This is a genomic window from Photobacterium arenosum, from assembly GCF_014841115.1.
Classification (GTDB): Bacteria; Pseudomonadota; Gammaproteobacteria; order Enterobacterales; family Vibrionaceae; genus Photobacterium; species Photobacterium arenosum.
In genome coordinates, this window is record NZ_JACYTP010000017.1 from 24806 (window position 1) to 49948 (window position 25143).

24 protein-coding genes are annotated in these 25143 nt (G+C 50.6%); 11 read left to right on the forward strand and 13 right to left on the reverse strand.

Annotation, left to right across the window (positions count from 1 at the left end; all coding sequences use genetic code 11):
- The 5 genes from pstA to IFO68_RS19615 all read left to right on the forward strand — a co-directional run bounded on the left by pstA (position 1) and on the right by IFO68_RS19615 (position 4556).
- Positions 1-885, forward strand: coding sequence for a phosphate ABC transporter permease PstA (gene pstA / locus IFO68_RS19595; RefSeq protein ID WP_192017483.1), 885 nt, complete (start codon positions 1-3; stop codon positions 883-885).
- A 17-nt stretch (positions 886-902) separates the two neighbouring features.
- A complete protein-coding gene (gene pstB / locus IFO68_RS19600) occupies positions 903-1652 on the forward strand; it encodes a phosphate ABC transporter ATP-binding protein PstB (RefSeq protein WP_161446686.1) in 750 nt (249 codons plus the stop codon).
- 240 nt (positions 1653-1892) lie between these two features.
- Positions 1893-2270, forward strand: a complete 378-nt coding sequence (locus IFO68_RS19605) for a hypothetical protein (protein ID WP_192017484.1) — start codon at positions 1893-1895, stop codon at positions 2268-2270.
- Between the two features lie 112 nt (positions 2271-2382).
- Positions 2383-4020: a mechanosensitive ion channel family protein gene (locus IFO68_RS19610; protein WP_192017485.1), complete on the forward strand. Its 1638-nt coding sequence runs from the start codon at positions 2383-2385 to the stop codon at positions 4018-4020.
- Between the two features lie 101 nt (positions 4021-4121).
- The gene (locus IFO68_RS19615) at positions 4122-4556 is read left to right on the forward strand and encodes an META domain-containing protein (protein WP_192017486.1); all 435 of its coding nucleotides are present in this window, start codon (positions 4122-4124) and stop codon (positions 4554-4556) included.
- Between the two features lie 25 nt (positions 4557-4581).
- On the opposite strand, the gene IFO68_RS19620 is transcribed toward IFO68_RS19615, so the two are convergent.
- Positions 4582-6261: a CHASE domain-containing protein gene (locus tag IFO68_RS19620; protein WP_192017487.1), complete on the reverse strand. Its 1680-nt coding sequence runs from the start codon at positions 6259-6261 to the stop codon at positions 4582-4584.
- A 213-nt stretch (positions 6262-6474) separates the two neighbouring features.
- On the opposite strand from IFO68_RS19620, the gene metR reads away from it, so the two are divergent.
- Positions 6475-7386: an HTH-type transcriptional regulator MetR gene (metR, locus tag IFO68_RS19625; RefSeq protein ID WP_192017488.1), complete on the forward strand. Its 912-nt coding sequence runs from the start codon at positions 6475-6477 to the stop codon at positions 7384-7386.
- A gap of 56 nt (positions 7387-7442) precedes the next feature.
- On the opposite strand, the gene IFO68_RS19630 is transcribed toward metR, so the two are convergent.
- Together IFO68_RS19630 and IFO68_RS19635 are read right to left on the reverse strand one after the other, a co-directional pair.
- Complete coding sequence (locus IFO68_RS19630) at positions 7443-7631, reverse strand: DUF4250 domain-containing protein (RefSeq protein WP_027253265.1); 189 nt, start codon at positions 7629-7631, stop codon at positions 7443-7445.
- Between the two features lie 115 nt (positions 7632-7746).
- Positions 7747-8370, reverse strand: coding sequence for a hypothetical protein (locus tag IFO68_RS19635; protein WP_225445351.1), 624 nt, complete (start codon positions 8368-8370; stop codon positions 7747-7749).
- Positions 8371-8650: 280 nt separating this feature from the next.
- Here IFO68_RS19635 and IFO68_RS19640 point away from each other — a divergent pair, with 280 nt between their 5' ends.
- On the forward strand, positions 8651-9859 hold the full coding sequence (locus tag IFO68_RS19640) for a GGDEF domain-containing protein (RefSeq protein ID WP_192017490.1): 1209 nt from the start codon (positions 8651-8653) through the stop codon (positions 9857-9859).
- 22 nt (positions 9860-9881) lie between these two features.
- Here the strand turns inward: IFO68_RS19640 and IFO68_RS19645 are convergent, their stop codons facing one another.
- Complete coding sequence (locus IFO68_RS19645) at positions 9882-11084, reverse strand: MFS transporter (RefSeq protein ID WP_192017491.1); 1203 nt, start codon at positions 11082-11084, stop codon at positions 9882-9884.
- Between the two features lie 112 nt (positions 11085-11196).
- On the opposite strand from IFO68_RS19645, the gene IFO68_RS19650 reads away from it, so the two are divergent.
- Both IFO68_RS19650 and IFO68_RS19655 read left to right on the forward strand, forming a co-directional pair.
- Positions 11197-12090, forward strand: a complete 894-nt coding sequence (locus IFO68_RS19650; protein WP_192017492.1) for a LysR family transcriptional regulator — start codon at positions 11197-11199, stop codon at positions 12088-12090.
- A gap of 280 nt (positions 12091-12370) precedes the next feature.
- On the forward strand, positions 12371-13561 hold the full coding sequence (locus IFO68_RS19655; protein WP_192017493.1) for an amino acid aminotransferase: 1191 nt from the start codon (positions 12371-12373) through the stop codon (positions 13559-13561).
- 149 nt (positions 13562-13710) lie between these two features.
- Here the strand turns inward: IFO68_RS19655 and IFO68_RS19660 are convergent, their stop codons facing one another.
- Together IFO68_RS19660 and IFO68_RS19665 are read right to left on the reverse strand one after the other, a co-directional pair.
- Positions 13711-14016 (reverse strand): hypothetical protein, encoded by a 306-nt coding sequence (locus IFO68_RS19660; RefSeq protein WP_027253270.1) that lies wholly within the window; start codon positions 14014-14016, stop codon positions 13711-13713.
- 224 nt (positions 14017-14240) lie between these two features.
- Complete coding sequence (locus tag IFO68_RS19665; RefSeq protein WP_192017494.1) at positions 14241-14633, reverse strand: MarR family transcriptional regulator; 393 nt, start codon at positions 14631-14633, stop codon at positions 14241-14243.
- 355 nt (positions 14634-14988) lie between these two features.
- On the opposite strand from IFO68_RS19665, the gene IFO68_RS19670 reads away from it, so the two are divergent.
- Positions 14989-15654, forward strand: a complete 666-nt coding sequence (locus tag IFO68_RS19670; protein ID WP_225445352.1) for a DUF2982 domain-containing protein — start codon at positions 14989-14991, stop codon at positions 15652-15654.
- Between the two features lie 7 nt (positions 15655-15661).
- On the opposite strand, the gene IFO68_RS19675 is transcribed toward IFO68_RS19670, so the two are convergent.
- The 7 genes from IFO68_RS19675 to IFO68_RS19705 all read right to left on the reverse strand — a co-directional run bounded on the left by IFO68_RS19675 (position 15662) and on the right by IFO68_RS19705 (position 23952).
- The gene (locus IFO68_RS19675; RefSeq protein ID WP_192017495.1) at positions 15662-16315 is read right to left on the reverse strand and encodes an MBL fold metallo-hydrolase; all 654 of its coding nucleotides are present in this window, start codon (positions 16313-16315) and stop codon (positions 15662-15664) included.
- 66 nt (positions 16316-16381) lie between these two features.
- Complete coding sequence (mepK, locus tag IFO68_RS19680; RefSeq protein WP_027253274.1) at positions 16382-16933, reverse strand: peptidoglycan L,D-endopeptidase MepK; 552 nt, start codon at positions 16931-16933, stop codon at positions 16382-16384.
- A 155-nt stretch (positions 16934-17088) separates the two neighbouring features.
- Complete coding sequence (locus IFO68_RS19685) at positions 17089-18876, reverse strand: L,D-transpeptidase family protein (RefSeq protein WP_192017496.1); 1788 nt, start codon at positions 18874-18876, stop codon at positions 17089-17091.
- Positions 18877-19013: 137 nt separating this feature from the next.
- Positions 19014-20156 carry a DUF1513 domain-containing protein gene (locus tag IFO68_RS19690; protein ID WP_192017497.1) on the reverse strand — a complete coding sequence of 381 codons (1143 nt, stop codon included), beginning with the start codon at positions 20154-20156 and terminating at the stop codon, positions 19014-19016.
- Positions 20137-21147 (reverse strand): imelysin family protein, encoded by a 1011-nt coding sequence (locus IFO68_RS19695; protein WP_192017498.1) that lies wholly within the window; start codon positions 21145-21147, stop codon positions 20137-20139. Before IFO68_RS19695 ends, IFO68_RS19690 begins: the two co-directional genes overlap by 20 nt.
- A gap of 9 nt (positions 21148-21156) precedes the next feature.
- A complete protein-coding gene (locus IFO68_RS19700; protein ID WP_192017499.1) occupies positions 21157-22593 on the reverse strand; it encodes a di-heme oxidoreductase family protein in 1437 nt (478 codons plus the stop codon).
- 105 nt (positions 22594-22698) lie between these two features.
- Complete coding sequence (locus tag IFO68_RS19705) at positions 22699-23952, reverse strand: imelysin family protein (protein ID WP_192017500.1); 1254 nt, start codon at positions 23950-23952, stop codon at positions 22699-22701.
- Positions 23953-24510: 558 nt separating this feature from the next.
- On the opposite strand from IFO68_RS19705, the gene IFO68_RS19710 reads away from it, so the two are divergent.
- Entirely contained in the window at positions 24511-25011 is a 501-nt protein-coding gene (locus IFO68_RS19710; protein ID WP_192017501.1) for a MarR family winged helix-turn-helix transcriptional regulator, read from the forward strand.
- Positions 25012-25143 lie beyond the last annotated feature (132 nt).

Here is a 25143-nt window from a genome sequence, read left to right on the forward strand (position 1 = left end):
ATGACCCTATCAACAAACACACATTTGCAGGCAAGTAACCCTGCCAGACAGCAACTTAAAGACAAAATCTACCTCAGTGTGATCTGGACCTCGGCCACGGTAACGGTCGGCTTCCTGCTGTGGGTCGTCTGGTACATTCTGAGCAACGGCCTTGCCTACGTCGACTGGACATTTATCTCCAGCAACTATACAACGCTGGACGAGGAGTCGGGCATCTGGCCGATGATCGTTGCCACGCTGTACATGGTGCTGGCGTCAATTCTGGTTGCCGCGCCCATGGGGATCATGACCGCAATATACCTGACAGAATATGCAAAAGTCGGCAGTCGGCTGGTGAAAGTGATCCGCTTCTGTACCGAGTCACTGGCGGGTATTCCTTCTATTATTTACGGCCTGTTCGGTATGACTTTCTTTGTGGTCGTGCTTGGCTTTGGCTTCTCGATTTTGTCTGGTGCCCTGACACTGAGCATTCTGATTCTGCCCGTGATCATCCGCACCACAGAAGAAGCCTTGATGGCGGTGCCGCAAACTTACCGTGAAGGGTCTTACGGACTGGGCGCATCCAAAATTTACACCATCTGGCGCCTGATATTGCCAAGCGCAATGCCAGGCATAGTCACTTCTATCATCCTCAGTGTAGGTCGTGTTATCGGTGAATCGGCACCGGTATTCATGACAGCAGGCATGGTGGCACGTCTTCCGGAGAGTCTGCTTGATTCCGGCCGGACACTCACCGTGCACCTGTACAAGCTGACTCAGGAACTCTACACCATTCACGAATGGCATCAGGCTTACGCCACTGCCACGATTCTGATTGTGATTGTTCTGATCATCAACCTGTGCACCAAACTGCTTGCCAAACGTTTTAACACTGCGACTTACTGATTTCGGGGAAACACATTATGAACAAATTTAATATTGAAAATCTGGATCTGTTTTACGGCGACAACCAGGCACTGAAAAAAATCAATCTGCCGATTCCTAATCGCCAGGTGACAGCATTAATCGGCCCGTCCGGTTGCGGTAAATCTACGCTTTTGCGCTGCCTTAACCGCATGAATGACCTGATTGAAGGTGTGAAGATCAAAGGCAAACTGTCGATGGACGGAGAAGACGTTTACGGCAACATAGACGTTTCCAGACTGCGCATTAAGGTGGGTATGGTGTTCCAGAAGCCTAACCCCTTCCCGATGAGCATATACGAGAACGTGGCTTACGGCCTGCGTGCTCAGGGTGTGACCGACAAAAAACGTCTGGATGAAGTGGTAGAGCAATCGCTGCGCGGTGCCGCATTGTGGGATGAAGTGAAAGATCGCCTGAAATCACACGCCTTCGGTCTGTCTGGTGGTCAGCAGCAGCGTCTGTGTATCGCCCGTACCATCGCTATGGAGCCTGAGGTCATTTTAATGGATGAACCAACCTCAGCGCTGGATCCGATTGCGACCAAGAAAATTGAAGATCTGATGGAGTCTCTGAAAAAGAACTTCACTATCGTTATCGTCACTCACTCTATGCAGCAGGCACGCCGAATTTCAGATCGTACCGCCTTCTTCCTGATGGGTGAGCTGGTCGAACACGATGATACTTATGCGCTGTTCAACAGTCCGCGTGATGACCGTACCCGCGGCTATGTGAACGGCGACTTCGGCTAAGCCTGGATTCCAGACGGCATAGGCATGCCGTGAAATCCGGCCGGCCCCGACACAACAGATACCCGAAACGACAGATAATAAAAGCGATGGTAAGTACTTGCCCCCAACCTTGGGGGCTTTTTTTTGCTCTTTTTTTACCCATTCCTGACATTTCACACAACAGCCGGATTTACACTCAAATGAACACTGATTAATTCTATTGGCGCCGGACATTCAGGCCAAGGTCAGACAGGTGAGATGATGCAAAAGAATCATGAAATTTCACATGCTAAATCCTGGATTCACAAACTCGCAGCAATGGATGCTCACCCCAAACTCACTGGTATTCTGCAATCTTCGCGGATCATGACGCAACAGTATGCCGCCTTTTGCCGTTTACATAACCTGATGGCCTTTACCTATTCACAAAATGGCCACCAGCAGCTGCTTGCAGACACCCTTGCGGCTTCAGGATGCGACACCCTCATCTGTGATCAGCGCCACTACCCTGCACTCTGGTATATGCTGCATCAGATTAACCGGCCTATGCTGATCATTCTGAATCAGGAAATGTGGACGCCGGACTGGTGCTGGCAATTTGATCATCATCAGTTCCTTTGCCAGCAGGATTTGCTCTGACCTCACCCACAACGGTTAGCATGTTATAATCACGGCACTCATTCTCATCGCGGCACACCCGTTGCCGCGATGTACTTGTATTTATCTCCCTGAACCGGAATACCGCTCTACTATGCGCAAGCTTTTACTCATTATTACGTTGCTTACATACAGCCTCAATGTCTTTGCCCAGGCTGAAACACCGCCCTCTCAGCTGGATGAACTGTCGCAGTTGAATCAGGAAGTCATGGAGCTGTATCAGGCCGGCCAGAGCCGTACCGGTACCACACGTGATGTACTGCGCATGCAGGTACTGAATAAGAACAATGAACTGCGCGACAAGATCGGGGAATTAATCAGTGAGCCGCCGGAAGGGGCAACCGCCACCCTGCTGGATTACGTCAAACGACAGGAACGCTATACCGACAATACGGCAAACTATCTGAGTAACAAGATTCTGGCTGATGAAAAAGCACTGGACAAAGCCTCGCAGGAAGAACAGCTGCTCAAGCTCAAGCAATTGAATGAAGAGCGCATGCTGTCTGTTCAGATGCTGGGCGAGCAGTGGGAAAACTACCGCTGGATGGAGCAGCTTGGTCATAATGCCGATCAGAAAAAAAGCAAACTGGCTAAAGCCATCAGCAACCGCTTAGAGTTTGTCTCTGCTTCACTGGATTACAACAACCAGCAGGAAAAAGTGCTGGCTAAGCAGCTCAAAGAGGCGTCAGAGGGTGAGAAAGCCTCACTGCAACTGATGCACATTCTGGCACAACGCAAACTGTCGAGCGATATTGACCGCTTAAACTACTTAATCAACCTCGGTGATCAGGCACAGATAGATACGTCGAACTACAAAAAGCAGCAATTTGAAGTGACCGGTGATCTCACCAATGACATCCTGAATCCGCGGGTAATCTATTCGATTGTCTCAGCCTGGGCCGACAACCTGAAAAAGTGGCTGATTGATAATACCCCGCAGGTGCTGTTCAAGGTGTTGATCTTCGCCCTGGTCCTTTTGCTGTTCCGGCTGTTAAAAAACCTGACACGTAAAGTGGTTAAGCGCGCCGTGGCGTCACCCAATCTCAAGATGTCGCAGTTGATGCAGGACTTCTTTATTTCCATGTCGGGCAAAGCGGTCTTTTTTCTCGGGCTGTTAATTGCCCTGTCACAGGTCGGGCTTAACCTTGCGCCGATACTGACAGGTTTCGGTGTGGCCGGTGTGATCATCGGTTTTGCTTTGCAGGACACCTTGTCTAATTTTGCTTCAGGCATGATGCTGCTGATTTACCGCCCTTTTGATGTCGGCGATTTTGTTGAGGCTGGTGGGGTGTCTGGTAAGGTCAGCCACATGAGCCTGGTCAATACCACTATCCGTACCTTTGATAACCAGATCATCATAGTGCCGAACAGTAAAATCTGGGGGGACACAATCAAGAATGTTACGCACGAGCGCGTCCGCCGTGTCGATATGGTATTTGGGATCGGCTATAAAGACAGCATTGAGCAAGCCGAAGCCATTTTACATGACATTATTGATAACCATCCGGCTGTGCTGCGTGCCCCGGAGAAAACCATCAAAGTACACACACTAAACACCTCTTCGGTGGACTTTATTGTTCGGCCCTGGGTGAAAACGGATGACTACTGGGATGTGTACTGGGATGTCACGCGCGAAGTCAAACTGCGGTTCGACAAAGAAGGCGTTTCTATCCCCTTCCCGCAGCAGGATGTGCATTTACACATGGTCAGCCCGGAAAAGAACGATGCGTAAAAACATCCAAGTTGAATTGCTTCTACACTAAAAAACACGGTTTACGGAATTTTTTGTCTTACCGTCAGTCAAAAATCTTCGAATCCATTTGGGGAAATACAATGAAAAAACACCTGCTGACCGCCATGGGCACTGCCCTGCTGTTATCTGCCTGCGCCGGAACCGGTGGCAACACAACAGCCGGCTCTTCTGCTGATCTGACGCAATATGAATGGGAACTGTCAAAGATCGACAATCAGGCCGTCACCATCCCGAGTATGGGAGCCGTGCCGACCCTGGGGTTTGAAAATAACACAATGGCACATGGGCATTCCGGCTGTAACCGCTACTTCGGTTCTGCCGAAGTTAAAGACGGCCAGTTCCGGATTGAAAAAATGGGCATGACCATGATGGCCTGCCCGGATGATGCGATGAAACTGGAACGTGTGATGAGTGATACCTTAAGCCAGTGGAGCAAAGCCGAAGTCAAAGGAAATACGCTGACGCTCAGTAATAGTCAGCATACTCTGACTTTCACCGCCACTCAGCCAATGTAATTCGCCACCCTTCTGTCTGACAGCATCAACTGAGCGCGTTCTCAGTTGATGCTTGTGGCTGACGAACCTTTGCACTCACTTTGTTAAATCCTTCCTGCTGTGCCTGATACAGCAAAGCTTCTGTTTGATGGAACAGGGTTTCTGCTGTTAACCCCTGAATGTCGAAGACTGTCATCGCGCCCACAGACACCGTCAGATAGGGATTGGCACTCATTTCTGTATTGGCCAGATTCAAACGTTCAGCCGCAGTGCGCAGATGGCGGGCAACCACTTCACCATTGTTAGTATTCGGCAATACGGCGGCAAACCTGTCATCATCGAGCCGTGCCACCATATCAGCGGGGCGTTTTAATGTTCTGCCCAGCTCGTTGGCCAGCCTCCTGAGGCCGGACTCATACATGTCCTGCGGACACTGGCTGACAAAGTGCGCGTAATCATCAATTTGGATCAACACCACCACCAGCGGGGATTGTTCCCGCCGTGCGACTCTGACCGCTTTATCCAGACTTTCTTCAAACGCTCGCTGATTAGCGATACCCGTCAGCGGGTCAATCAGGCTCATGCGTTCCAGCTTTTCGTTAACGGCCAGCAGTCTGTCATGTTGCTGATTCAGAGTATCCAGATATTGCTGGCCCCGTTGAAACACGAAGAAACTCACCAAGGCTGCGACAGCAAAAAATGCATTGACTCCCCAGAAGACCCACCAGGGTGTTAATGACTGATGCTGGCGAATATAGTCCTGCATAGGTGTGGCTTCAATCACCCAGCGGCGTCCGCCTTTGCTCAACACCTGATGAACATAGCGGTAATCAGGCGCATACTCGCGGGTGAGAACCTCCTGGGTCAGCCTTTTCTGGCTATAGTGGTAATGCTTTTGCTGGCTAACCGGGCCGGTATCCAACGTCGGCACCAGGCTGAATACCAATTTATTTGACTGGGGTGCCAGGGTATCAATCAGTGTCAGTGCAAAAGGCTTGACCTGAGTTAAGCCGGGTGATGAGAGAAAAATCTGCGCGGGATTAAACACCCCTGCCACAAAGCCCAGCAAGCTGTCCTGCCGCTCTGCCTCTGACATAGGTTCAGGGAATTCGTACACAGGCAACAGGCTGAGGATGCCCTGTGCGGTGACATCATTGCGCTGAATCTGGAGCGGGACAGTCAGTTGCAATTGCCCGGTATCTCTGGCGCGCTGAACCGCTTCAAAACGCAGAGAGTGCGAGCCCATGTCGTAACCTATTACCGCCTCGTTTCCGGTGACAGGCTCGACGTAATAAACCGGATAGTAAACAGCTCGCTCGCTGGCCGCTACACGCTCTCCGGACGCGACCTGTTCGGTAATCACATATCCGGGCAGCCATTCATTGGCCCGTTGTTCTAAGCTGGCACGGTCTGCCTGTTCCACTTCGGGAATCCATTCCAGGGCAGTGATTGCCGGAAAACGGGTAAGAATTTTATCTGTCAGTGCCGCGAAACCCTTGGCATCCGGAATGCCGTTGGTGTCCAGATTAAGCTGCAGGGTATAAAGTGCTTCAAAGTGGCTGTTCATCGCCTGAATAAAGGCGTGTGAGGCTTCCGTGACATCCGATTCAAATTCCTGCTGAATACGGCGGGTTTCCAGATGAGAGAAGAAAAGCAGCATCACAATCGACAAGATCAACCCGGCAAACAAGAGTAAGCCAATAAATGTAAGACGTTGTCGCTTCATCAAGTTCCCTTAAACAATTTAGTTACACCGGGTTTCAATCCTATTTTCAGCCAGGCGTCATCTATTTGCCAGTTTGGTTTCAGATAACAGATACAAGATCACTATGCGACACTCATTACGCCCTAATGTAATCGATTATAGACGTCTGGATGTTTACACTTCTCTCGATAACCAGTACTCTGAACAGCAGTAATCTTCAGGGACTGAGTGAACATGATTGAAATTAAACACCTTCGCACATTAGCGGTACTGAGAGACACCGGTTCCCTGACAGCAACAGCCAACACCCTTTGCCTGACCCAGTCGGCGCTGTCTCACCAAATTAAGGATCTTGAGCAGCGGATTGGCGCACCACTGTTTTTACGCAAGACACGCCCGGTCAGATTCACCGCAGAAGGCGATATCCTGCTGAAACTGGCGGATGATTTAATGCCCCGTATCGCACGCGCCGAACATGAACTTGCCAATTTAAAAGAAGACGCAAAAGGTCGGCTGCATATGGCAATTGAGTGCCATTCCTGCTTCCAGTGGCTGATGCCTGCGCTGAAGGAATACCAGATTAACTGGCCAACGGTGAGCCTGGATTTTTCATCCGGCTTCAGTTTCGAGCCTATCCCGGCTCTGGCTGCCGGGGAACTCGATCTGGTGATAACATCTGACATTAACCCGCGCTCGGAAGTGCACTATGAACCCCTGTTCGACTTTGAGATGCGCCTGGTAGTTTCGCCGCAGTCTCCCCTGGCCGAGTTGAGCACAATTAAACCGGCCGATCTTGCCAGCCAAACCATGCTGACCTACCCGGTACAAAAAAACCGCTTAGATGTGGTGAAACATTTTCTGCAGCCTGCGGGCATTGAACCTAAGATATGGAAGCAAGCCGATAATACCCTGATGCTGGTGCAAATGGTCTCGGCAGGCTTGGGAGTTGCTGCCCTGCCCAATTGGGCAATCCATGATTTTGCCCGCCAGGGATTAATCGCCAGCAAGCCACTGGGTAAAGGCTTGTGGCGAAGACTGTATGCGGCGATTCGCGCATCAGAAAAAGAGCGCCATTATCTTCAGGCCTTCTTTGCGACGGCCCGGCAGCAGTGCCAGACACACCTTGAGGGCATTAAAGCAGCCTGAGGCAAGTCTACAAGAGACCTGAAAAAACAAAGGGCACCGAAACGGGTGCCCTTTATTCATTTAAATTGATTAGAAATGGGATCATAGCGGTAGCCGAGGGCCGCCATTTTTTGTCGCAATTGTTCCTGATCCAGCTCGTAACGACTGGAAAGATCGTCAATCGTATCGCATTCCAGACGCAGCCTTTCATTCACTATGCCCAGCACTATGTTAGCGTCCATGTTCAGCAAGTTACTGATTTCCACCTCTCCCTCCTCCGGCTACTGCCGTTAGAACATCAGACCCGGAGTCAAACAACTCCTCTTGTTGTTAGCATAGACGCTCTACCTATCATTCGACCAGTCAGAACACTTCATTCAATCAGAACACTGAAAGCTGGCATCCTGCTGAGGCAGACAGCAATAAAAGCACACCGGACAATTGCCAGACTTTGACCGGTTTCGCCAACACAATATGGCCGACCCAAATCACCTGAGCAGCAATCAGCAATAACAGTGCCGCACAAATCGCCAGTAACTGGCTTTCCACCTGTGCCTGAGGCACAGAGTAATAGAGCTGGCCTGAAAACAGCAACACACTCAGCATGGCACTCACCAGGCCTGCTGCGGGTAATACCCGGTGAAAAGCCTGCAACCGCGTTCGTGATTGAGTCAGCAACAGGTGCGCCAGGGCGGCGCCAAACATCACCACGGCAATCAGGCTCTGCGCTTTTTCTGACCATGACAGCGAAGAGAGTGTCATCAGCCAGCTCAGCACTGCCATCGCGCACGAGGCATACAACAGCTTCAACGGCCCCTGATCCCGCGTCTTACCGGTTTTTACCTGGAAAGTGAACAAGCCTACACCCAGAAGCGGCAACAGTGCCACTGGCTGGTTGATGCATGCGATTAACCAACCCAGCAACAGTACAGGAAGCATCTTATGGACCCGGCCTCGCTGGCCCGGACAGATCTCCCCTTTCGTTAAAACGAGAGTGAGAATCATCTGTGCTCCCAACAGGGCAGAGACGAGTAAAGTGGTATAAGTCATATTCATGAAAGGCTACAGAAGAAAGAGAAAAACGCCCGAAATTATATCAGAACAGTACTAAAAACATCCATTGCTCAAATTTCCCGACAATTAACCTGGTTTCACATGTATTATATGAATCAAGATCACGGTTTTGGCGACCGTCTTGTAGAATAATTGTTCGATTATAAAAATAAAGGGCGTTTACCGTCTGTTTTTTCTCACAAAACAGATGTCAGATGAGCTGGAAGCAAAGATGATATCGACTTATAACCACTACCATAGGCTGTTGTGCCATGCGCTCAAGCTCTATATTCCGGATCTATGGAGTGCTAAAGCACACACCCAGAGCTTCCAGAATACGCGAAGCGGATACCTGCGCAGCCGAATTTCTCTGCTCTGCATTGTATGGGCAGTACTGATCATAGCATGGATACCTTTTGACTTTTTTTACCTCAATACAGGAGAAGATACCCGAATTGCCAGTGCCCGTTTACTTCTCGCGTTATTTTTAATGGGTATTGCCAAAGTCAACGAGACTCACACCACCTTGCGTCAGTCGCAATGGTGCATGGCACTCATGGTTCTGGGACTGAACCTCTTCTACACCTATTGCATCTGGGTATTGGGTTTTCCCGAAGTGTACAGCGGTTTTGAATACGGCTATACGCTGTTGCCTATTTTGCATGTCGCCATTTTAACTATCCTGCCGATTACACTGAAGGAAAGCCTGTGCCTGCTGGCATTCACCGCTGTCACAGAAATCGCAGTCGATTTACAGACAGGCACGGTGCTGATGCCGGAAACACTGGCCAATTACTGGCTGCAGAACGTGCTGGCTATTGTCGTCATCTGGTCACAGTTATCCAAGCTTTACATGTTGATGCGTTTGTACCGCCAGGCAACCCTGGATCCGTTAACCGGGATATACAATCGCAGAATGTTACTGCAGCAAGCCCAGAAAGCCATGGAAAACTGTCAGGCCAAACGCCAGCCTTTTTCTCTGCTGCTGTTTGATATCGATCGTTTCAAACGCATCAATGATACCTGGGGCCATGGCGTTGGTGACAAAGTACTGCGCGGTTTTGCCGATCATCTGCAACTGGCATCGCGGAAAACCGATCTGTTCGGACGCTATGGCGGCGAAGAGTTTATTCTTTGCCTGCCCTGCTGCGATACCTTAACAGCGCAAAAAATTGCAGACCGGATGTTAGCCGATATCCGCTCACTGCAACTGCCGACTGATATAGAAGAAACACATGTGTCAATCACAGCCTGCATCGGCATTGCGACTTTTACCTCAGGCGACAGCCTGATGACCATGATAGACCGTGCCGACCGCGCATTGTACGAGTGCAAAGATGCCGGTCGCGACTGCTACCGGTTCCACCCGTATGGCTATCAGTACCGCGACAGACGCAAGCCGTTAGAACCCCTGGTCAGTGAAGCCAGCAGCGAGGTTTAACCCAGTCTGACCAGGGTATATGTTAAACAGCCACCGATGCCACTGGCTCGGTGGCCTGCTTTCTTCCCAGGCGCCAGCACAAGGCATACAGAGCCAAATACAGCACACTGCCGCCCACCAGCACGCCGTGCCAGTTCCAGTGTTGCCAGCAGGTGATCAGGTAAAACCCGCCCAGGCTGCCGCCGACATAATAGTGCACCAGGTAAAGGGCGGTGGCCGTGGCTTTTCCTGTCTTTGCTTTCTGGCTCACCCAGGCATACGCCAGAGAATGGGTAAAAAACGCACCGGAACTGATTAATAACAAACCGCTCAGCATGGCCGACACAGAGTCCAGCGCGGCTACCCACATCCCCAGCGCACTGATTGTCGTACCCAGTATCATGCCACTCACCGGCTTGTACCTGATGCTCCAGCTGCCACTGAGTTTTGCGGTAAGCGTCCCGCTCAGATAACACAGAAATATCAAAGACGCCCAGCTGACCGGCAAGGAATAAGGCGGTGAGACCAGCCTGAAGCCCATCACAGAATACAGGTTCACAAACAAGGCAAAATTGATACCGCCAATCAGCATAGGGATCCACAATACCGGTTGCTGTAAATGCCGGATCACATGTTTTGTGTGATGCCTGAGCTGCCCACGCTGAGGGGTAAAATGTTGCTGCTGCGGCAATAATCTGGCGACCACCAAAGCGCCAACCAAACTAAAAAGTGCCATACCCAGCACAGCCCCCTGCCAGCCCCAGGCGTCTGACGCAAAGCCGCCGAATAATCGCCCGGCAATGCCGCCCAGTGAGTTAGCGCTGATGTATCCGCCTACCGCCAGCGACAGGGCTTTAGGTGAAAACTCTTCAGCCATATAGGCCACTGCAACCGCTGCAAACCCTGCCAGCGAGGCGCCCATCAGTGCCCGGGCAAGACTCAGCATCAGCAAGCTCTCAGCCAATAGCATCAGTACGCCCACCACAGGCAGCAAGAACAGACTCAGCAACATCACCTTACGCCGTCCAATCATTTCGGAGCTGACAGCCCATGGCACCAGAGTTAGCGCCAGAGCCAGTGTACCTGCTGCCAACAACCAGTTAACTTTGGTGGCACTCACGGAAAAAGCCTCCGTCATTACAGGCAACAATGGCTGGAAGAGATACAAATTACAAAACACCAGAAATGAACCAAGAGCCAGAGCAAAACTGGCCCGACGATAGGCAGAACTATGGATTTCTATCACAGACAGGCACCAGACGATGAAGAGTTGCTGAAACAGTAGCAATTTCCCTCTGATAGTGAAAATATATTAAAAATATCGGATCCATATCTTTTATTAATAGCCAGAGTAACCAATGGACATTCGCCAGCTCACTTATTTCATTGCCATTGCAGAGGCCGGCAGTTTCACGAAAGCCGCGGAAAAACTGCACATAGCCCAGCCGGCTTTAAGCATCGCAATAAAGAAATTCGAGCAACAGCTAGAGATGCCGTTGTTTCACCGCAGCGATCGCCAGATAGTGCTGACTCACGAAGGTGAAGTACTGATTCAGCATGCCCGCCTGATTTTGCAGCAGGTGGGTGATGCAAAGATCGCCATGGCGGAATTGAAGGGATTGCAAAAAGGCGAAGTCCGGCTGGGTGTACCCAGTATGCTGGGGTCGTATTTTTTTCCCGATATCCTGATGGGGTTTAAATCTCGCTACCCCAATCTCAAACTGACGCTGGTCGAAGCCGGTACCCAGTCGATCCGCTTGATGCTGCTTAACGGAGAGCTGGATTTAGGTGTGATCCGAAGTGCTGATCTCCCCGACAGCCTTGAAGCCGAGCCGTTACTCACGTCAGAAATGGTGGCTGTCGTCAGCCCGAACCACGAATTTGCCCGGCAGTCCTCGGTGTCGTTCGAACAGTTTTTCAGCCAGGAGCTGGTGATGTTCAAGCAAGGGTACTTTCATCGCGACTACATCGACCATGTATGTCAGGCACATCAGCTCAAACAGCACATCGCGTTTGAAACAAACCTGTTGCCCATGATCCTGAGTATTATCAGACAGGAGTTTGCCATATCAGCCTTACTGGAAATGGTCACCCGCCACGAGCCCGGTTTAGCAGCCGTGCCTTTCGAACAACCGGTACAGCTCAATCTGGCTATCGCCTGGCGAAAAAATGGCTACTTATCGATGGCTGATCGGGCATTCATGGAATTTATCAAAGAGCATCAACGCCATCGCCGATTGCATTCAGCGTGATCCGGCATTTCAGGATGGGTATATGAAAAATTGCAAATTCGCAATGTGATCAAGCTCACGTGAAAATTTCCAATAGATGATGTTTGTGTTTCATTTTCTTTTACAATGGATGTTTGCTTGGGAGCCTGATCGCACCGGAATGTCAAAAGCCAGACCGGATTTCTGTCTGCCAGATCCTTGAAGGACTGCAGAATTTCGATCAGAGTCACATGGCCATTGAAAAATTATGGTCTTTCCAGGCACGTCGACCGTATCACTGACTAGCATGGATGATTCACGAATGTTTGAAAAAATCGTTGCCGCACCAGCTGACCCTATCCTGGGACTGACTGAAGAATTCAAAAATGACACTCGCGCTGAGAAAATTAATCTTGGCGTTGGCATCTACAAAGATGAATCGGGTAATACCCCGGTTCTGGCGACAGTGAAAAAAGCTGAAGCTATCCTGCTGGAAAAAGAAACCACCAAATCTTATCTGAGTATTCCCGGTACAGCAGAATACGGTCTGGCTGTTCAGGAACTGCTGTTTGGCAAAGGTGCCGCCATTATTACTGACAAACGTGCTCAAACGGCTCAAGCGCCGGGTGGTACGGGTGCACTGCGCGTAGCGGCAGAATTCATTAAACGCCAGCTGGGCGATGTGACCGTTTGGATCAGCAACCCAACCTGGGCAAACCACTTTGGTGTCTTTGGCGCTGCTGGCCTGCAGACAGAACAATATGCTTACTACAATGCCGAAACCAAGAGCATGGATTTCGATGCTTTGCTGAGTTCTCTGGCAAATGCTAAAGCAGGTGATGTGGTATTGCTGCACGGTTGCTGCCATAACCCTACCGGTATCGACCCGGATGCCGATCAATGGCTGGCTTTAGCAAAATTCTGTGCAGAGAAAAACCTGCTGCCAATGTTCGACTTTGCTTATCAGGGCTTTGCCAAAGGCGTTGAAGAAGATGCAACCGGTTTGCGTATTTTTACTGAACACAACAGTGAACTGCTGATCGCCAGCTCTTTCTCCAAGAACTTTGGCCTGTACAACGAGCGTGTGGGCGCCTTCACTCTGGTGGCTAAAACCGCTGAAGTGGCCAGCACGTCATTCAGCCAGGTTAAAAGCATTGCCCGTGTGATCTACTCTAACCCACCGGCTCACGGCGCAGCGATTGTGACTGAAATTCTGAACAATGCCGAATTGCGTGCAGAGTGGGAACAGGAAGTCGCAGACATGCGTGACCGCATTCAGGAAATGCGTACCCTGTTTGTTCAGACACTGAAAGATTTGGGTGTAGACGCCGACTTCAGCTTTATTGAGCGCCAGAACGGCATGTTCTCATTCTCTGGCTTGAATAAAGATCAGGTGACACGCCTGAAAGAAGAATTTGCTATTTATATCGTAGGCTCTGGCCGTATCAGCGTGGCGGGTATGACCAAAGATAACATGCAGCCTCTGTGCAATGGCATTGCCGCTGTCCTGTAACTTTCAGGCTCAGTAACCTGCACAGAAGGGGGCGCTCACAGGGCGCCCCCTTCTTTTGACTGTCTTTTGGCTTTCTGTTTAATGCTCTGGTGCATTTTGCTGTATTTGTTATTCACTGTGCTTTCGGTGCACTGTCTGCCTGCTTCACATCAACCGGATTTATCCAGCGGTAACACATTACAAAACAGCTCACGCTCATATTGTCGTTCCAGCTGGTCTCGCCACGACTTCTTGGAAATATGGACCAGATAAAAATTTTCCCGTGATGTATCTGTTACGAATGCCATATCAAACTGCATTAACTCGTAATGAATATCATGCACAAATCCCAGCGAGAAACTTTGCCGGCCAGTCAGCTGATTAATGTCCTCCCGGGTTAAACACACACCCTGTTCATCCTCAGCAAAACGGTTACGTAACCATTCGGAAAACTCTCGAGCACTGATCATTGTCATATTACCTCATCTGTGAGTGCCTACATCCGTGAATAATCCGATCCTCTTAAATAGGTATAGCAGAATAAGACTAGTTCGTCAGACCGAAACGAAATTGCGCAATAAAATCAGCCATGAATGGTCGGCTGTAAGAAATGCTGATTACGAGGAAAAAAGGAGATAAATGATTGAAAAAGGCAAGAAAGGTAACCCGCTCCTGATAATTCAGGAACGGGGAAGGACAATTATAGCGCTTTATATACGACTTTATTGCCAGCAAGCTGAATTCGCTCAACAAGCCCTTCTTCAACCAGTTTTTTCAGTGCCCCCGTTGCCCAGGAAGCGGCTTTGCTGTCTTCCTGGCCGGCTTCAAGGCCGATACTTTTCGGGTTAATACCTTCTGCATTGTTTGCCACTATGCCCAGCACCTGCTGCTGCTTAGGTGTCAGCGATACAGTAACCGCGACTTTACCCGCTGGTGCTTCTGTTTTTTTCACATCAACCTGAGGCTTTGCTGCCGCTACCGGGGCTGCCTGCTTCACCGCTGCTTTGGTGACAGGTTTTTGAGTCACTGCCGTGGCCGCTTTGATGCGTTTTTGCAGTTTAAGCTGTACTTTACGTTTGTGAGAGATTCTCATTAACTTCCTACTCCGTTGTACTACTTTCAGTCGCCAGTTTGGATGCCCAGCGGGAAAAAAAGTAGCGCGAGTTATATCAAGGATGTCAGAGGAATGCCAGCAAACGGCTATTTTAAGCACAATAAAAGCCATATTTTGCGTATTTTAAGCGACAAGATCTCATTTTTATCTTTTTCAAGTTCATGCAATTAATGGAATAAATACCGACTTTCATGCAAACTAGCCCTTACGCATTGCATAAACAGTCGTCAGTGATTTGACACCCATATCGCTAGCCACAACCTGTGAGTAATATCTCTGGACAATTTGCCATACTTTATAAAGATGACATCTTCATGCTCTCTCTGGAGTTAATTTGAATAGCGTATATATTCAGTCGCCGCATCCCAAACCCGGTGCTTATCTGATCTGGCTGAGCCTGCTGGCTATACTCGTGCTCGGGCTGACCGTCTTTACCTTTCCCGACATTAACGGCGTGGCCGTCGCGCTGTTATTGCTCGCCTTGATGACCTTGTTACTCATAGGGGTGAAACTCAACCGACAGTCACCGATTACTTTCACCCTCACTTTCATGCACCTTCAGTACCACAGTCCGCACGGCGGCTGGCTGACCCGATGGCAAAATGTCGCGGATATAGGACGCGCGTCTGTCAGCACTCAGGGCTGGCACAAGCCCCTGCCCTGGATTGGCATCAGACTCAAACATTACGATGAGTTCCTGGACAGCATCTGCCCCCGTATTGCCAGCCAGATATTAATGGAACAGCGCGGTTTGATGATCATGGCGTACAAGCGTGCAGACAATCCGCCTCATGAAATAGAAGATATGTTATTTGATGACAAACACTATGTGGGGGAAAACGGTAAAATAAACAAGGGGTTGCTGGCTATGCTGGCAAATCGCATGCGCTACAACAGAGAACTGATGGGGTATGATTTTTTTATTTCAGAAGATCTGCTCGACAGGCCAGCCGATGACTTTATCGGTCTGGCTCGTCGTTTTCTGGCTCAGTCCAGGTAACAATCAATTACCAGAGCGGCATAGCATCAGCCACGTGCGGGTTACTGGCACGCTCTTCACCAAAAGTCGACATTGGACCGTGGCCGGGAATAAAGCGCGTGTCATTACCCAGTGGCCATAGCTTGGTTTTGATCGACGCAATCAATGTGCCATGGTCACCACGCGGAAAATCGGTTCGGCCGATACTGCCGTTAAACAGCACATCGCCCACAGCCGCCAGTCCGGCTTCTTCACTGTGCAGAACAACATGTCCCGGCGTATGGCCCGGTGTATGATACACAGCCAGACTCTGCTCACCAAAGTGGATACAGTCTCCCTCATCGAGCCAGCGGTCAGGCTGAAACGAAGTCACGGGAGGAAAGCCAAACATCTGGCACTGCTGTTGCAGCGAATCCAGCCAGAACGCATCGTCTTGATGCGGTCCCCATACAGGCACCTCAAGCTGGGACGATAAAGGTGCTGTGCCGCCGACATGATCCAGGTGACCATGCGTCAGAACGATTTTCACCACCCTGATGCCTAATGACGTAATACGGGCCGTGATACGTTCAATATCCCCGCCGGGATCGACAACCACACCTTCCAGTGTTTTATCACACCACAGAATTGAGCAATTCTGCTGAAACGGGGTCACTGGCACGATTTCAAACTGCAGACTCATACACTTGTCCTAACTGTTGCAAAACCGCGCCAGCATACCACACCCCTGCTCTTCTGCGTACTGTGCTTACCAGCGACGCACAGGACCTGTATCAATATGCACAAACCCGCTGCGAGGATAATAACCAACACCACCCAATTTCAGATCCAGTGCTGCACTGCGGACACGAGACAAAGAAATACCTTCCAGATTAAAATCAATGGCTTGACCTGTCATATGGTAGCTTTTCTTTGCCACTCCTTTGGTGGAGCCGCGCAGCATTTGATTGGTTTTGGGCGAACGGTAGCCAGATATGATACGAACCTGACCTTTATGGCTCAATTCTTCACGGATCTGGGAAATCGCATCGAACAGGCGTCGGTCCATTGGCGCAACTTCATTCTGACGGAAGTCACGGCAAATATGGTTCATGCGCTTTAACTCTTTGTCCAGATAGAACTTCCCATCAAAGTAACGTGTTTCCAATTCTTCTTTGGTATGAATGTTACATAGGTACAGCTCTCGGGCACTTTTCGCGGTATATGGACTCGCAATCGCCATTTTTGGCAACATAAAGGCGCCTAATGTCAGCCCGCTCGCGATCAGGAGCTGACGACGCTTATTATCTACTTCTGACATCCTGAAAAACTCAACTGTAAAACACAAAAAACAAGCGCAAAAGCCTGTAAACGACTGCACGATAGCCGTGTGTTTTCGATGAGTCAACGCACGAATGTCAAAAAACAGACATCAAAAAAGCCATTAAATTGACTAACTATTGACGTATAAGGAATTTAATTTTTGTAAATTGATGCAAATTTTTCAGAGTCTGGTGAATTTTTATCCTGCTCATCGTATTGGTACACATCATTGCGATAGTTCACCAGCCCCTGTTCGTCAATCCACGCAGTCTGATAAATCAGGAACACTTGAATTTTCTGTTTCACGCCGACGGTTCTGGTCGAGCTTCGCCCGGCCAACTGATCAAAGCGCTGCTCTGATACACCTGCATAGCTTAACAAGACTTTCGCCATCTCATCCGCGCCCTGAACACGGATACAGCCGGAGCTGAACGCTCTGAAATCTTTATTGAACAGACTTTTTGACGGCGTATCGTGAAGATAAATAGCCTGATTATTCGGGATAGTGAACTTAAAACGTCCCAGTGCATTATGCGCACCTGGTTTTTGCCGTAACCGGTACGGGAAGTTCTTCGCTGTCACATAGCGCCAGTTGATAGAGCTGATGGGAATTTTTTCATTACTGTTCCAACCGCGGAGTACGTCGTAATGATGGCGGTACAAGTAGCCGCTGTCGTACCGGGCTTTAGGCAGAATGTCTTTTCTCATGATGGAGTTAGGGACATTCCAGTACGGATTAAACACCACAGCGGACAGGTTCGAGATCATGACAGGCGTTGGCCGTTTGGGTTGCCCGACTATGACTCTGGCATCAAACACCATGCGGTTATCCAGCCACAGATTCAGCGCAAAATCGGGAATATTCACAACCAGCCTGGACGGAAAATCTGACGTCCACACCCGGCTGCGCTGGGCATTTAATGCCAGCAGGCGAATACGCTCCTGAGGCGTCACCGCTAGCCAGGCACGGGTTTGCGGGCCAATTGCACCGTCCACTTTTAATCCATGCCGTTGCTGGAAGTGCTTCACCGCTTCTGCCAGATCGATATTGTAGTGTTTCTTGCCCGCGGTTCTGAGCTGCTCTGCCTGGTAGTCAGTTAAGTCACCCAAACGTTCCAGCATGGTGATTAAGATATCAGGATTTCTCAGCCAGGCGCCCAGGCGGATAATGCCGGGCTGACTGAACACTGGCCAGGGCTTCTCCGCAATGGTTTCCATTCGGTTGATGGCCTGCAGAAACTGGTTGTAGTGGCGTCCGGTAGGTTTGAGCGACGCCACGAAAACATTGAGCTGATCCCGTTCCAGCACTGCCATCAGCTCAGCCAGACTTTCATCCGAAGGCGCAGGCATGCGCGTGGGCACTTCCTCGCTAAACAGCCACTGCGTGCGGTTATCAATGACATTTTCAATGAAACTGAGGTATGCCAGTAAGGTGTCTGTCGCGAGCAGATCATACTGACGCCAATCCTGACTTTGCTTCAGCCGTTTGAGCTGCTTCAGGCGATAGTTAAAATCCGGGCTGGTTTCCGCGAGTGTCAGCACCCATAACTGCTGCTCAAAATCAGTCACAGTGAAGCTGTCTTGCCAGAGAGGCACATAACCTAACCCGTGATACAGCTGAGCAAGTTGCTGTTTATATCGCAATCCCGGTAACTGAGCAGACACTTCATCGACCCAGGCCAGTGACTTTTGCCGGATAAGCGCTAATTCGTCCGCGTGTTTCTGAGCCTGAATCTGCTCCGGGGTTGGCGCAATGGCCGCCGCCTCGGCCGCAGGAGCCGGTTCAGCCATGGCACTTGTTTCAGCTTCTGGTGCAACAGGCGCGTCAATGTTTACACTGATCTCTGACTCAGGATCTGTGTTTGACGCATCCTGTGCATGCAGAGTATATGAAACACTGCTGACTACCAGAAGAAGCCCGATACGACCTAGCCTAGTCATGTGCGCTCTCCGCTACCATCACTATCATTATGGCAAAGCGAAGCGATTATCGCTTGAAATCAAACGATAACTCGATGCTTTCCCTGTTTATAGTTATAAAGGTAGTGAGATATTCGAAAGCCCGTTGTTTCAAAGTTTCAACTGAACAGCAATTTCCAGTGGTTGTCCCACATCACTGCAGATTGAGCGATCCGGCCCGGACGTAGCGGCGTGCGGGTCAGAATTTTTCCCGCCCCTGAGCCAACCAGCCACTGCCCCTGGCTGACTGCCACCCCTGACGCATCCGTCAAAGGCTGTAGATCCACCAGCTCGCCAGTCTCTTCACGCCAGATGCCATAGCAGTTGCCTCGTGGTGAGGTTGCCAGCAGATAACCGTCCAGGCTGGCAATACTGGCAATATAATGGTTAAACCGCATCCAGTCCTCTTCATCCGCCTGCAGCGGGCGAAGCGCGCCGCCACGAGTGTGCAGATGAACAAGCGGCGCGGCCTGCTCTGGCAGTCCCCGATATTGCTGACCACAGGCGATGTCACCGGTATCTGTCACGGCAAGGTGCCGGATACTCAGCCGTTTATCTGACAGCACGGCTTTCTCGACAACTTTCCCGCTCTGAATATCGAGATACACTATTGCAGGTTGCATGGTCTCCAGGTTCAGCGGTTCCCGGCCGAGGGTATGTACGCCCCCGACACCAACCGCCAAAGTTTCCGGATCGGCCAGCACCACTTCATGAGGCCCAATACCAAACCCAGTGTATTCAGCCACTTTTTGCAGTCCGGCTGTCGTATCATAGACGCCAATCACGCCTTCACTGGTTGTGCTCATCCCTTCGGTTGCGTACAGGTAACGGCCGTCAGCGGAAAATGCGCCATGACCATAGTAGTGGCGGTTCTGATCCGCACGGCGAAGCGGCTGTTTCTCTCCCGTTGCCGGGTAAAAAGCCTGCATATAAGCACCCGGACGACGAGCAAACGCCACCGCCAGTACTCCGCCAGGCTGAATCGCCACACCGTGTCCGCGCTCAGGCAGAGCTATCTGGTGTATGGGCCGACCGTGCGAGTCTGCCACAACAACCGCATAACGGCCGTCAGCGGTTCTGCTGCAGCCGATGATGCGATCCCCGGTTGCTGTGCCGGTTGACTGTCCTTTGGTAAGTTGCTCCTTGGCGAGCTCCGCTGAAGCACAGGCAGACAGCATCCCGGCAGCCGGAAGCAAAATAGCGGTGCCCAGCGCCTTTTTCAGCAGTGCCCGCCTTGTTAAATCAGTCACCATCGGTTGCATTAAATCCTACGACAATGCCCAAAGCAGGCGATACCTCATCATGGAGTGCGAAACGAAGGTACTCCATGCCGTTAAAAATGCTGATGAGTTCGCGATACCCATCGCGTGTTTTCAGTAACTCGCCCATACTGGCACTTTGCGGCCAGCCAGCGATCAGGCTGTTAAACTGCCCGGCAATACGATCAGCCAGTGCAGCTTCTCCCTGCGCCCGCAATAAAGCATCCAGCCCTTTCCCATCCGCCAGGTACAGCGACTGCATTGCCTGTACATTGGCTTTCAGATTGTTCATGGATGTTTGAGAGCGCCAGGACTCCGCCTGATAAGGACGCGGTTGGCCCGGCTTGCCCATAGGTAATGTCAGCTTCTTCAGGGCAAAATCCAGCTGATTGGTCAGGGCGCCAACGTATTCGCCCAGTGCCAGCTGCGGTGTCATTGCCTGCCAGGGATTGGCTTTCCAGGCCTCAACCAGTGCTTCCCCACTGTCTATCAGGCGCTGGCTGACTGCCGATGCCAGCGCACAGCCGTTAGGCTGGCTTAACTTATCAGGGTTGGCATACAGTAACCACTCCATCGCCCCCAGCCCCTGTACGGCCACGCTTTGTTCAGCCAGCAATTCGGCTGTCCATTTTGTGTCCTGCGCCAACAGCTGCTCCATTTTTCGACCCGTAATGTCTTTCTTGTCCGGCCAGAACTGGATTTGCCAGGCTAAAGCCAGTGCTTGTTCACTGCCTTTCTCCCGGCCTTGAAATACCATCCAGTCTTGCATCAATACCTGCCAGGCTGATCGACTGGCCGCCAGCGTTTTTTCTGTTTGTGTCTGACACACTTCACCGACAGCGCTTCCCAACACGCGGGCAGCGTCGGAAAAGGCGTCTGCCGCTTTAATATGTTGCTGATGAATTACCGCACTGCTGATTTCTTGGTTTTCGTTGCAAGCGGTCAGTCCGGCCAGTGCAGAGATAAGGCTCAGTGCAACTATCGTTCTTCTCATTTCATGTCCTTACAGTGATTGCAGGAAAGCGATTAACGCTTCCCGATCCTGTTTACCCAGCTGGAGCACCTGATCGCGGCTGGCCTGCGCTTCACCGCCATGCCAGAGCACAGCTTCCATCAGGTTGCGGGCCCGGCCGTCATGCAGGAAATACGTATGACCATTCACTTCTTCGGTATAGCCAATCCCCCACAGCGGTGCGGTTCGCCATTCCCGGCCGTTGGCCAGAAACTCACCACGGCCATCCGCCAGGCCTTCTCCCATGTCATGCAACAGCAAATCGGTATAAGGGTGGATGGTCTGCTCCGACAAAGCCGGTAAACTGTCAACTTTGGCTGTCTGTAGCTTGCTCTGGTGGCAAGATCCGCACCCTGCTTCAGCAAATAAGCGCTCACCGCGTTTTACTTGCGGATCATCCAGATTGCGGCGCACAGGCACAGCCAGATGACGGGAATAGAATTCAACAAAATTCATGATCTTATCGCTGACTTCGGGGGAGCCGCCATTGGGCAGTGTTTGACATACGTCCTGACCGCTGGTGCAGTTTTCAACCGGAAACAAACGACTTGTCAGGCCAAGATCGCCGTTAAACGCGCCGGCGTTTTGCTGCATCAGTGTCGGCTGGCCCGCTTTCCAGCCAAATCGCCCGGCTACGGTTTGCTGTTTTTCCACATCCCATACCCGGTTCAGCCTGCCGGAAATCCCTTTATTTTCCAGTGGTTGTGCTGCCGCGAGGGATTCCAGGGTCTGCTCGGGGATCTGCTCCAGCAACCCCAGGCCAATCATGGGCGGTGCGATACGCGCCGACATCATGATGTCTGGATGCAGGTCGCCGTAGTTCAGATCAAGAATCGTCAGTGTGGGTTTACGCAATGTGACGATGTCGCCATCCGAAAAAGTAACCGGCACCTCACTGTACGTCACTGTGATCTGGCCTTCGGGCTTGGCGTCAGGCAGTGCAAAATCCTGCAGTTGACCGCCATAGACAGGATCTGGAATCACACCATCCAGAATCAGGGCTTTCTTTTGTTCCGGTGTCAGGGCCGGGATGCTTAACCGCACCAGCATAGACACAGCATTGGTATCCCCTTCTTCCGGCGGATGCCCCCGGCCATCTTTGATGTGGCAATTCTGGCAGCCATTGGTGTTGAACAAGGGCCCCAGCCCGTCGCGGGCATCTGTGGTCGCGGGGGCCTGTACCCAAGGGTTACGGAAAAAACTGTTGCCGACACTAAAATCCAGACGGTGAACCAAAGGCAGGTTCGCCGCAGGCATGGAGAAGGCATTGGCACCGGTTTTAGTGACACTGGTCGCCCCACCGGATTTCAGTAAAGAAAGATCAGCCGTAGTCGCGGTTTCACTGCTTTGCTGGGCCACGGCAGGAAAAGCGATCGCTAACGGCAGAAAACATACAGCTATTCTGGCTGCAAAAGGCTTGAACTTCATGCTTGTACACGCTCACATTCTAAAGGCTTCAAATAACCCGTTATGACGGCAAAAGGGCTCAGATGAGCCCTTGTTTTTGTTTTTATTGATTCATGCCATCACAGTTTAAAACTGATGGTCAGCGGTATCCGGATTCAGGTTTGTGACACCCAGAATACTGGCCGCGCGCTCGATTTCCGCCGTTTGTTTCACCAGCGACATGATGGCGTCATTAACCAGCTTGTTACCCGCTTTATTACCCGCCGCAATCAACTGATCAAAATGCTGACTATTCTTCTCTGCAGACTCAACCAGGCTATAAACCTGCGAGCGAGCATTGTCGAACTCAGTATGAATCGCTTTGGCTGCTTGCTGATCTTTCTCAGCCACCAGATCGTGGATACTCGGCCCTGTCACTGTGCTGCCATCAACACGCTTGTAAGTACCGGTATAAACGTTATAAATACCCTGCTCATTGTAGAAGTGTGAGTTATGGGTGTTGTCTGAAAAACAGTCATGCTCATCTTCGGTCGAGTTGGCTTCCAGCGCCACTTTCATACGCTCACCGGCCAGTTCACCCAGCGACAGTGATCCCATCCCGAACAGCATTTTCCGCAAGCCGTTATCCGCTGAATCCGCCAGCAACTCGCTGCGGTAATTGCCTTTCTCGGTGACAGACCATTGCTTAGCCATCCAGTCCAGATCTGTCAGCAGCAGCTCAGATGTCGCTTTCAGGTAAGCACGGCGGCGATCACAATGGCCGTTAGTACAAGCTTCACCATTTGCAAAATCGGTATAGGCTCGCTCACCGGCACCAGCAGAGGTACCATTCAAATCCTGGCCCCACAGCAAAAACTCAATAGCATGATAACCGGTTGCGACGTTAGCTTCTGAACCACCGACTTCATTCATATCCGCCAGTAACTCAGGAGTAATTTGCACCGCATTGATCGTCGCGTTACCCACCTGAATCGTTTCATTTGCAATGATATTAGCGGTGGCACCGTCATTACCAAGCTCATAGTGGTAACCCTGAGCAACATAATCGATCAGACCTTCATCCAGAGGCCAGGCATTCAACTGACCTTCCCAGTCGTCTACAACTGTGTTACCAAAACGAAACACTTCCGATTGCTGATAAGGGATACGAGCCAGCTTCCAGGCCTCTCTGGCTTCAGCCAGCGTCTTTTCAGAAGGAGCAGCAATCAAAGCATCAATGGCTTTGTCCAGATTTTGTGCCGTTGTCCGGGCATCACTGAAAACATTAAAAGCAATATCTGCGTAGTGGCTGACCACATCTTGCTTAGAAACAGCAGCATGCGCTGAAGCGGAGGCCACGACAGAAGCAGCCAGCAGAGAAAGGGTAAAAGTCTTCTTCATCTTGGGCGTATCGTCCTTGGTGAAATTAAAAATAATGAGGCTTATATTGAGAATTATTATTATTCACGAAAACAACAATAACAAGTAACAAGTAGAAACAATTTGAAAAACAGTGACCAAAATCCGTACAAACAAAAAAATACGATACGCAGTGGTTAAGGTTTAGCCATTTTCATTAGTGTGCCTCAGAATAGTCCACCGCTCCTTATCGAGATTTCGGTGTGGGTCCGATAACTATTCCATTAATCTACAATAGAAATTATCAGCAGGAATCGACAGCTAATCTGTTTATCAGGAATTACCTGAGTTGTTCGTCGCTGCTTCCTGATGTCAGAAGCCGATAAATCGAGCAAATCATGGTTTTTACAGCATTTTTGATAGCTGGCTTATTAATTGGCGTGCTAGAATTTTGGCTTTACTGAAGGTCTGGCTGAAAAAGATAAACCATCACGTCAGCTAACTACTCAGACAACCTGAATCAATAAGTGCTTTTGCCGTTTCTATCACGCAACAATCCATCGCCTGATGTTCCGTGCGGCAACAAGGTGGGAGAGCAACATGGACAAACATGAAGAAGTCCTCATCGCCCTGCGACAAATAATCCGAGCGATCGACCTGCATTCAAGACAACTGAACAAATCAACCGGTCTGACCGGACCGCAATTGGTACTCATGAAAGCCATACGCGATTCAGGTGAAGTGACTATTCGCCAGCTTTCCAGCAACACCAATATGAGTCAGGCAACAGCAACAACGATTCTTGACCGATTGGAAAAACGTGGCCTTGTCATCAGAGAAAGAAGCAAGCTGGATAAACGAAAAGTACATGCGCATCTCACCGCGGAAGGCTTGGCTAATCTGGATAAAGCCCCGCTGCCTTTGCAGGAAAGTTTTGTTTCCCGTTTTCAGCAGTTAGACGAGTGGGAACAGTCGCTGCTGCTATCGTCGGTACAGCGCATTTCTTCCATGATGAATGCCGAACATCTGGATGTGGCACCTATGCTTGAAGTGGGCAGTATTACGCAGACGCATCCCGACGATACCTCAGGCCACCACTAAGCTTCCTTTCTGATAAACCGCCGGACAGTTTACTGGCGGTTTATCTGTTATTTTCCCGCTCGACCATCGCCTCCCCCCGCTGGCTTTGCTATCATCGATTCCAACTATTCATCAATAATGCACCAGGAGCTA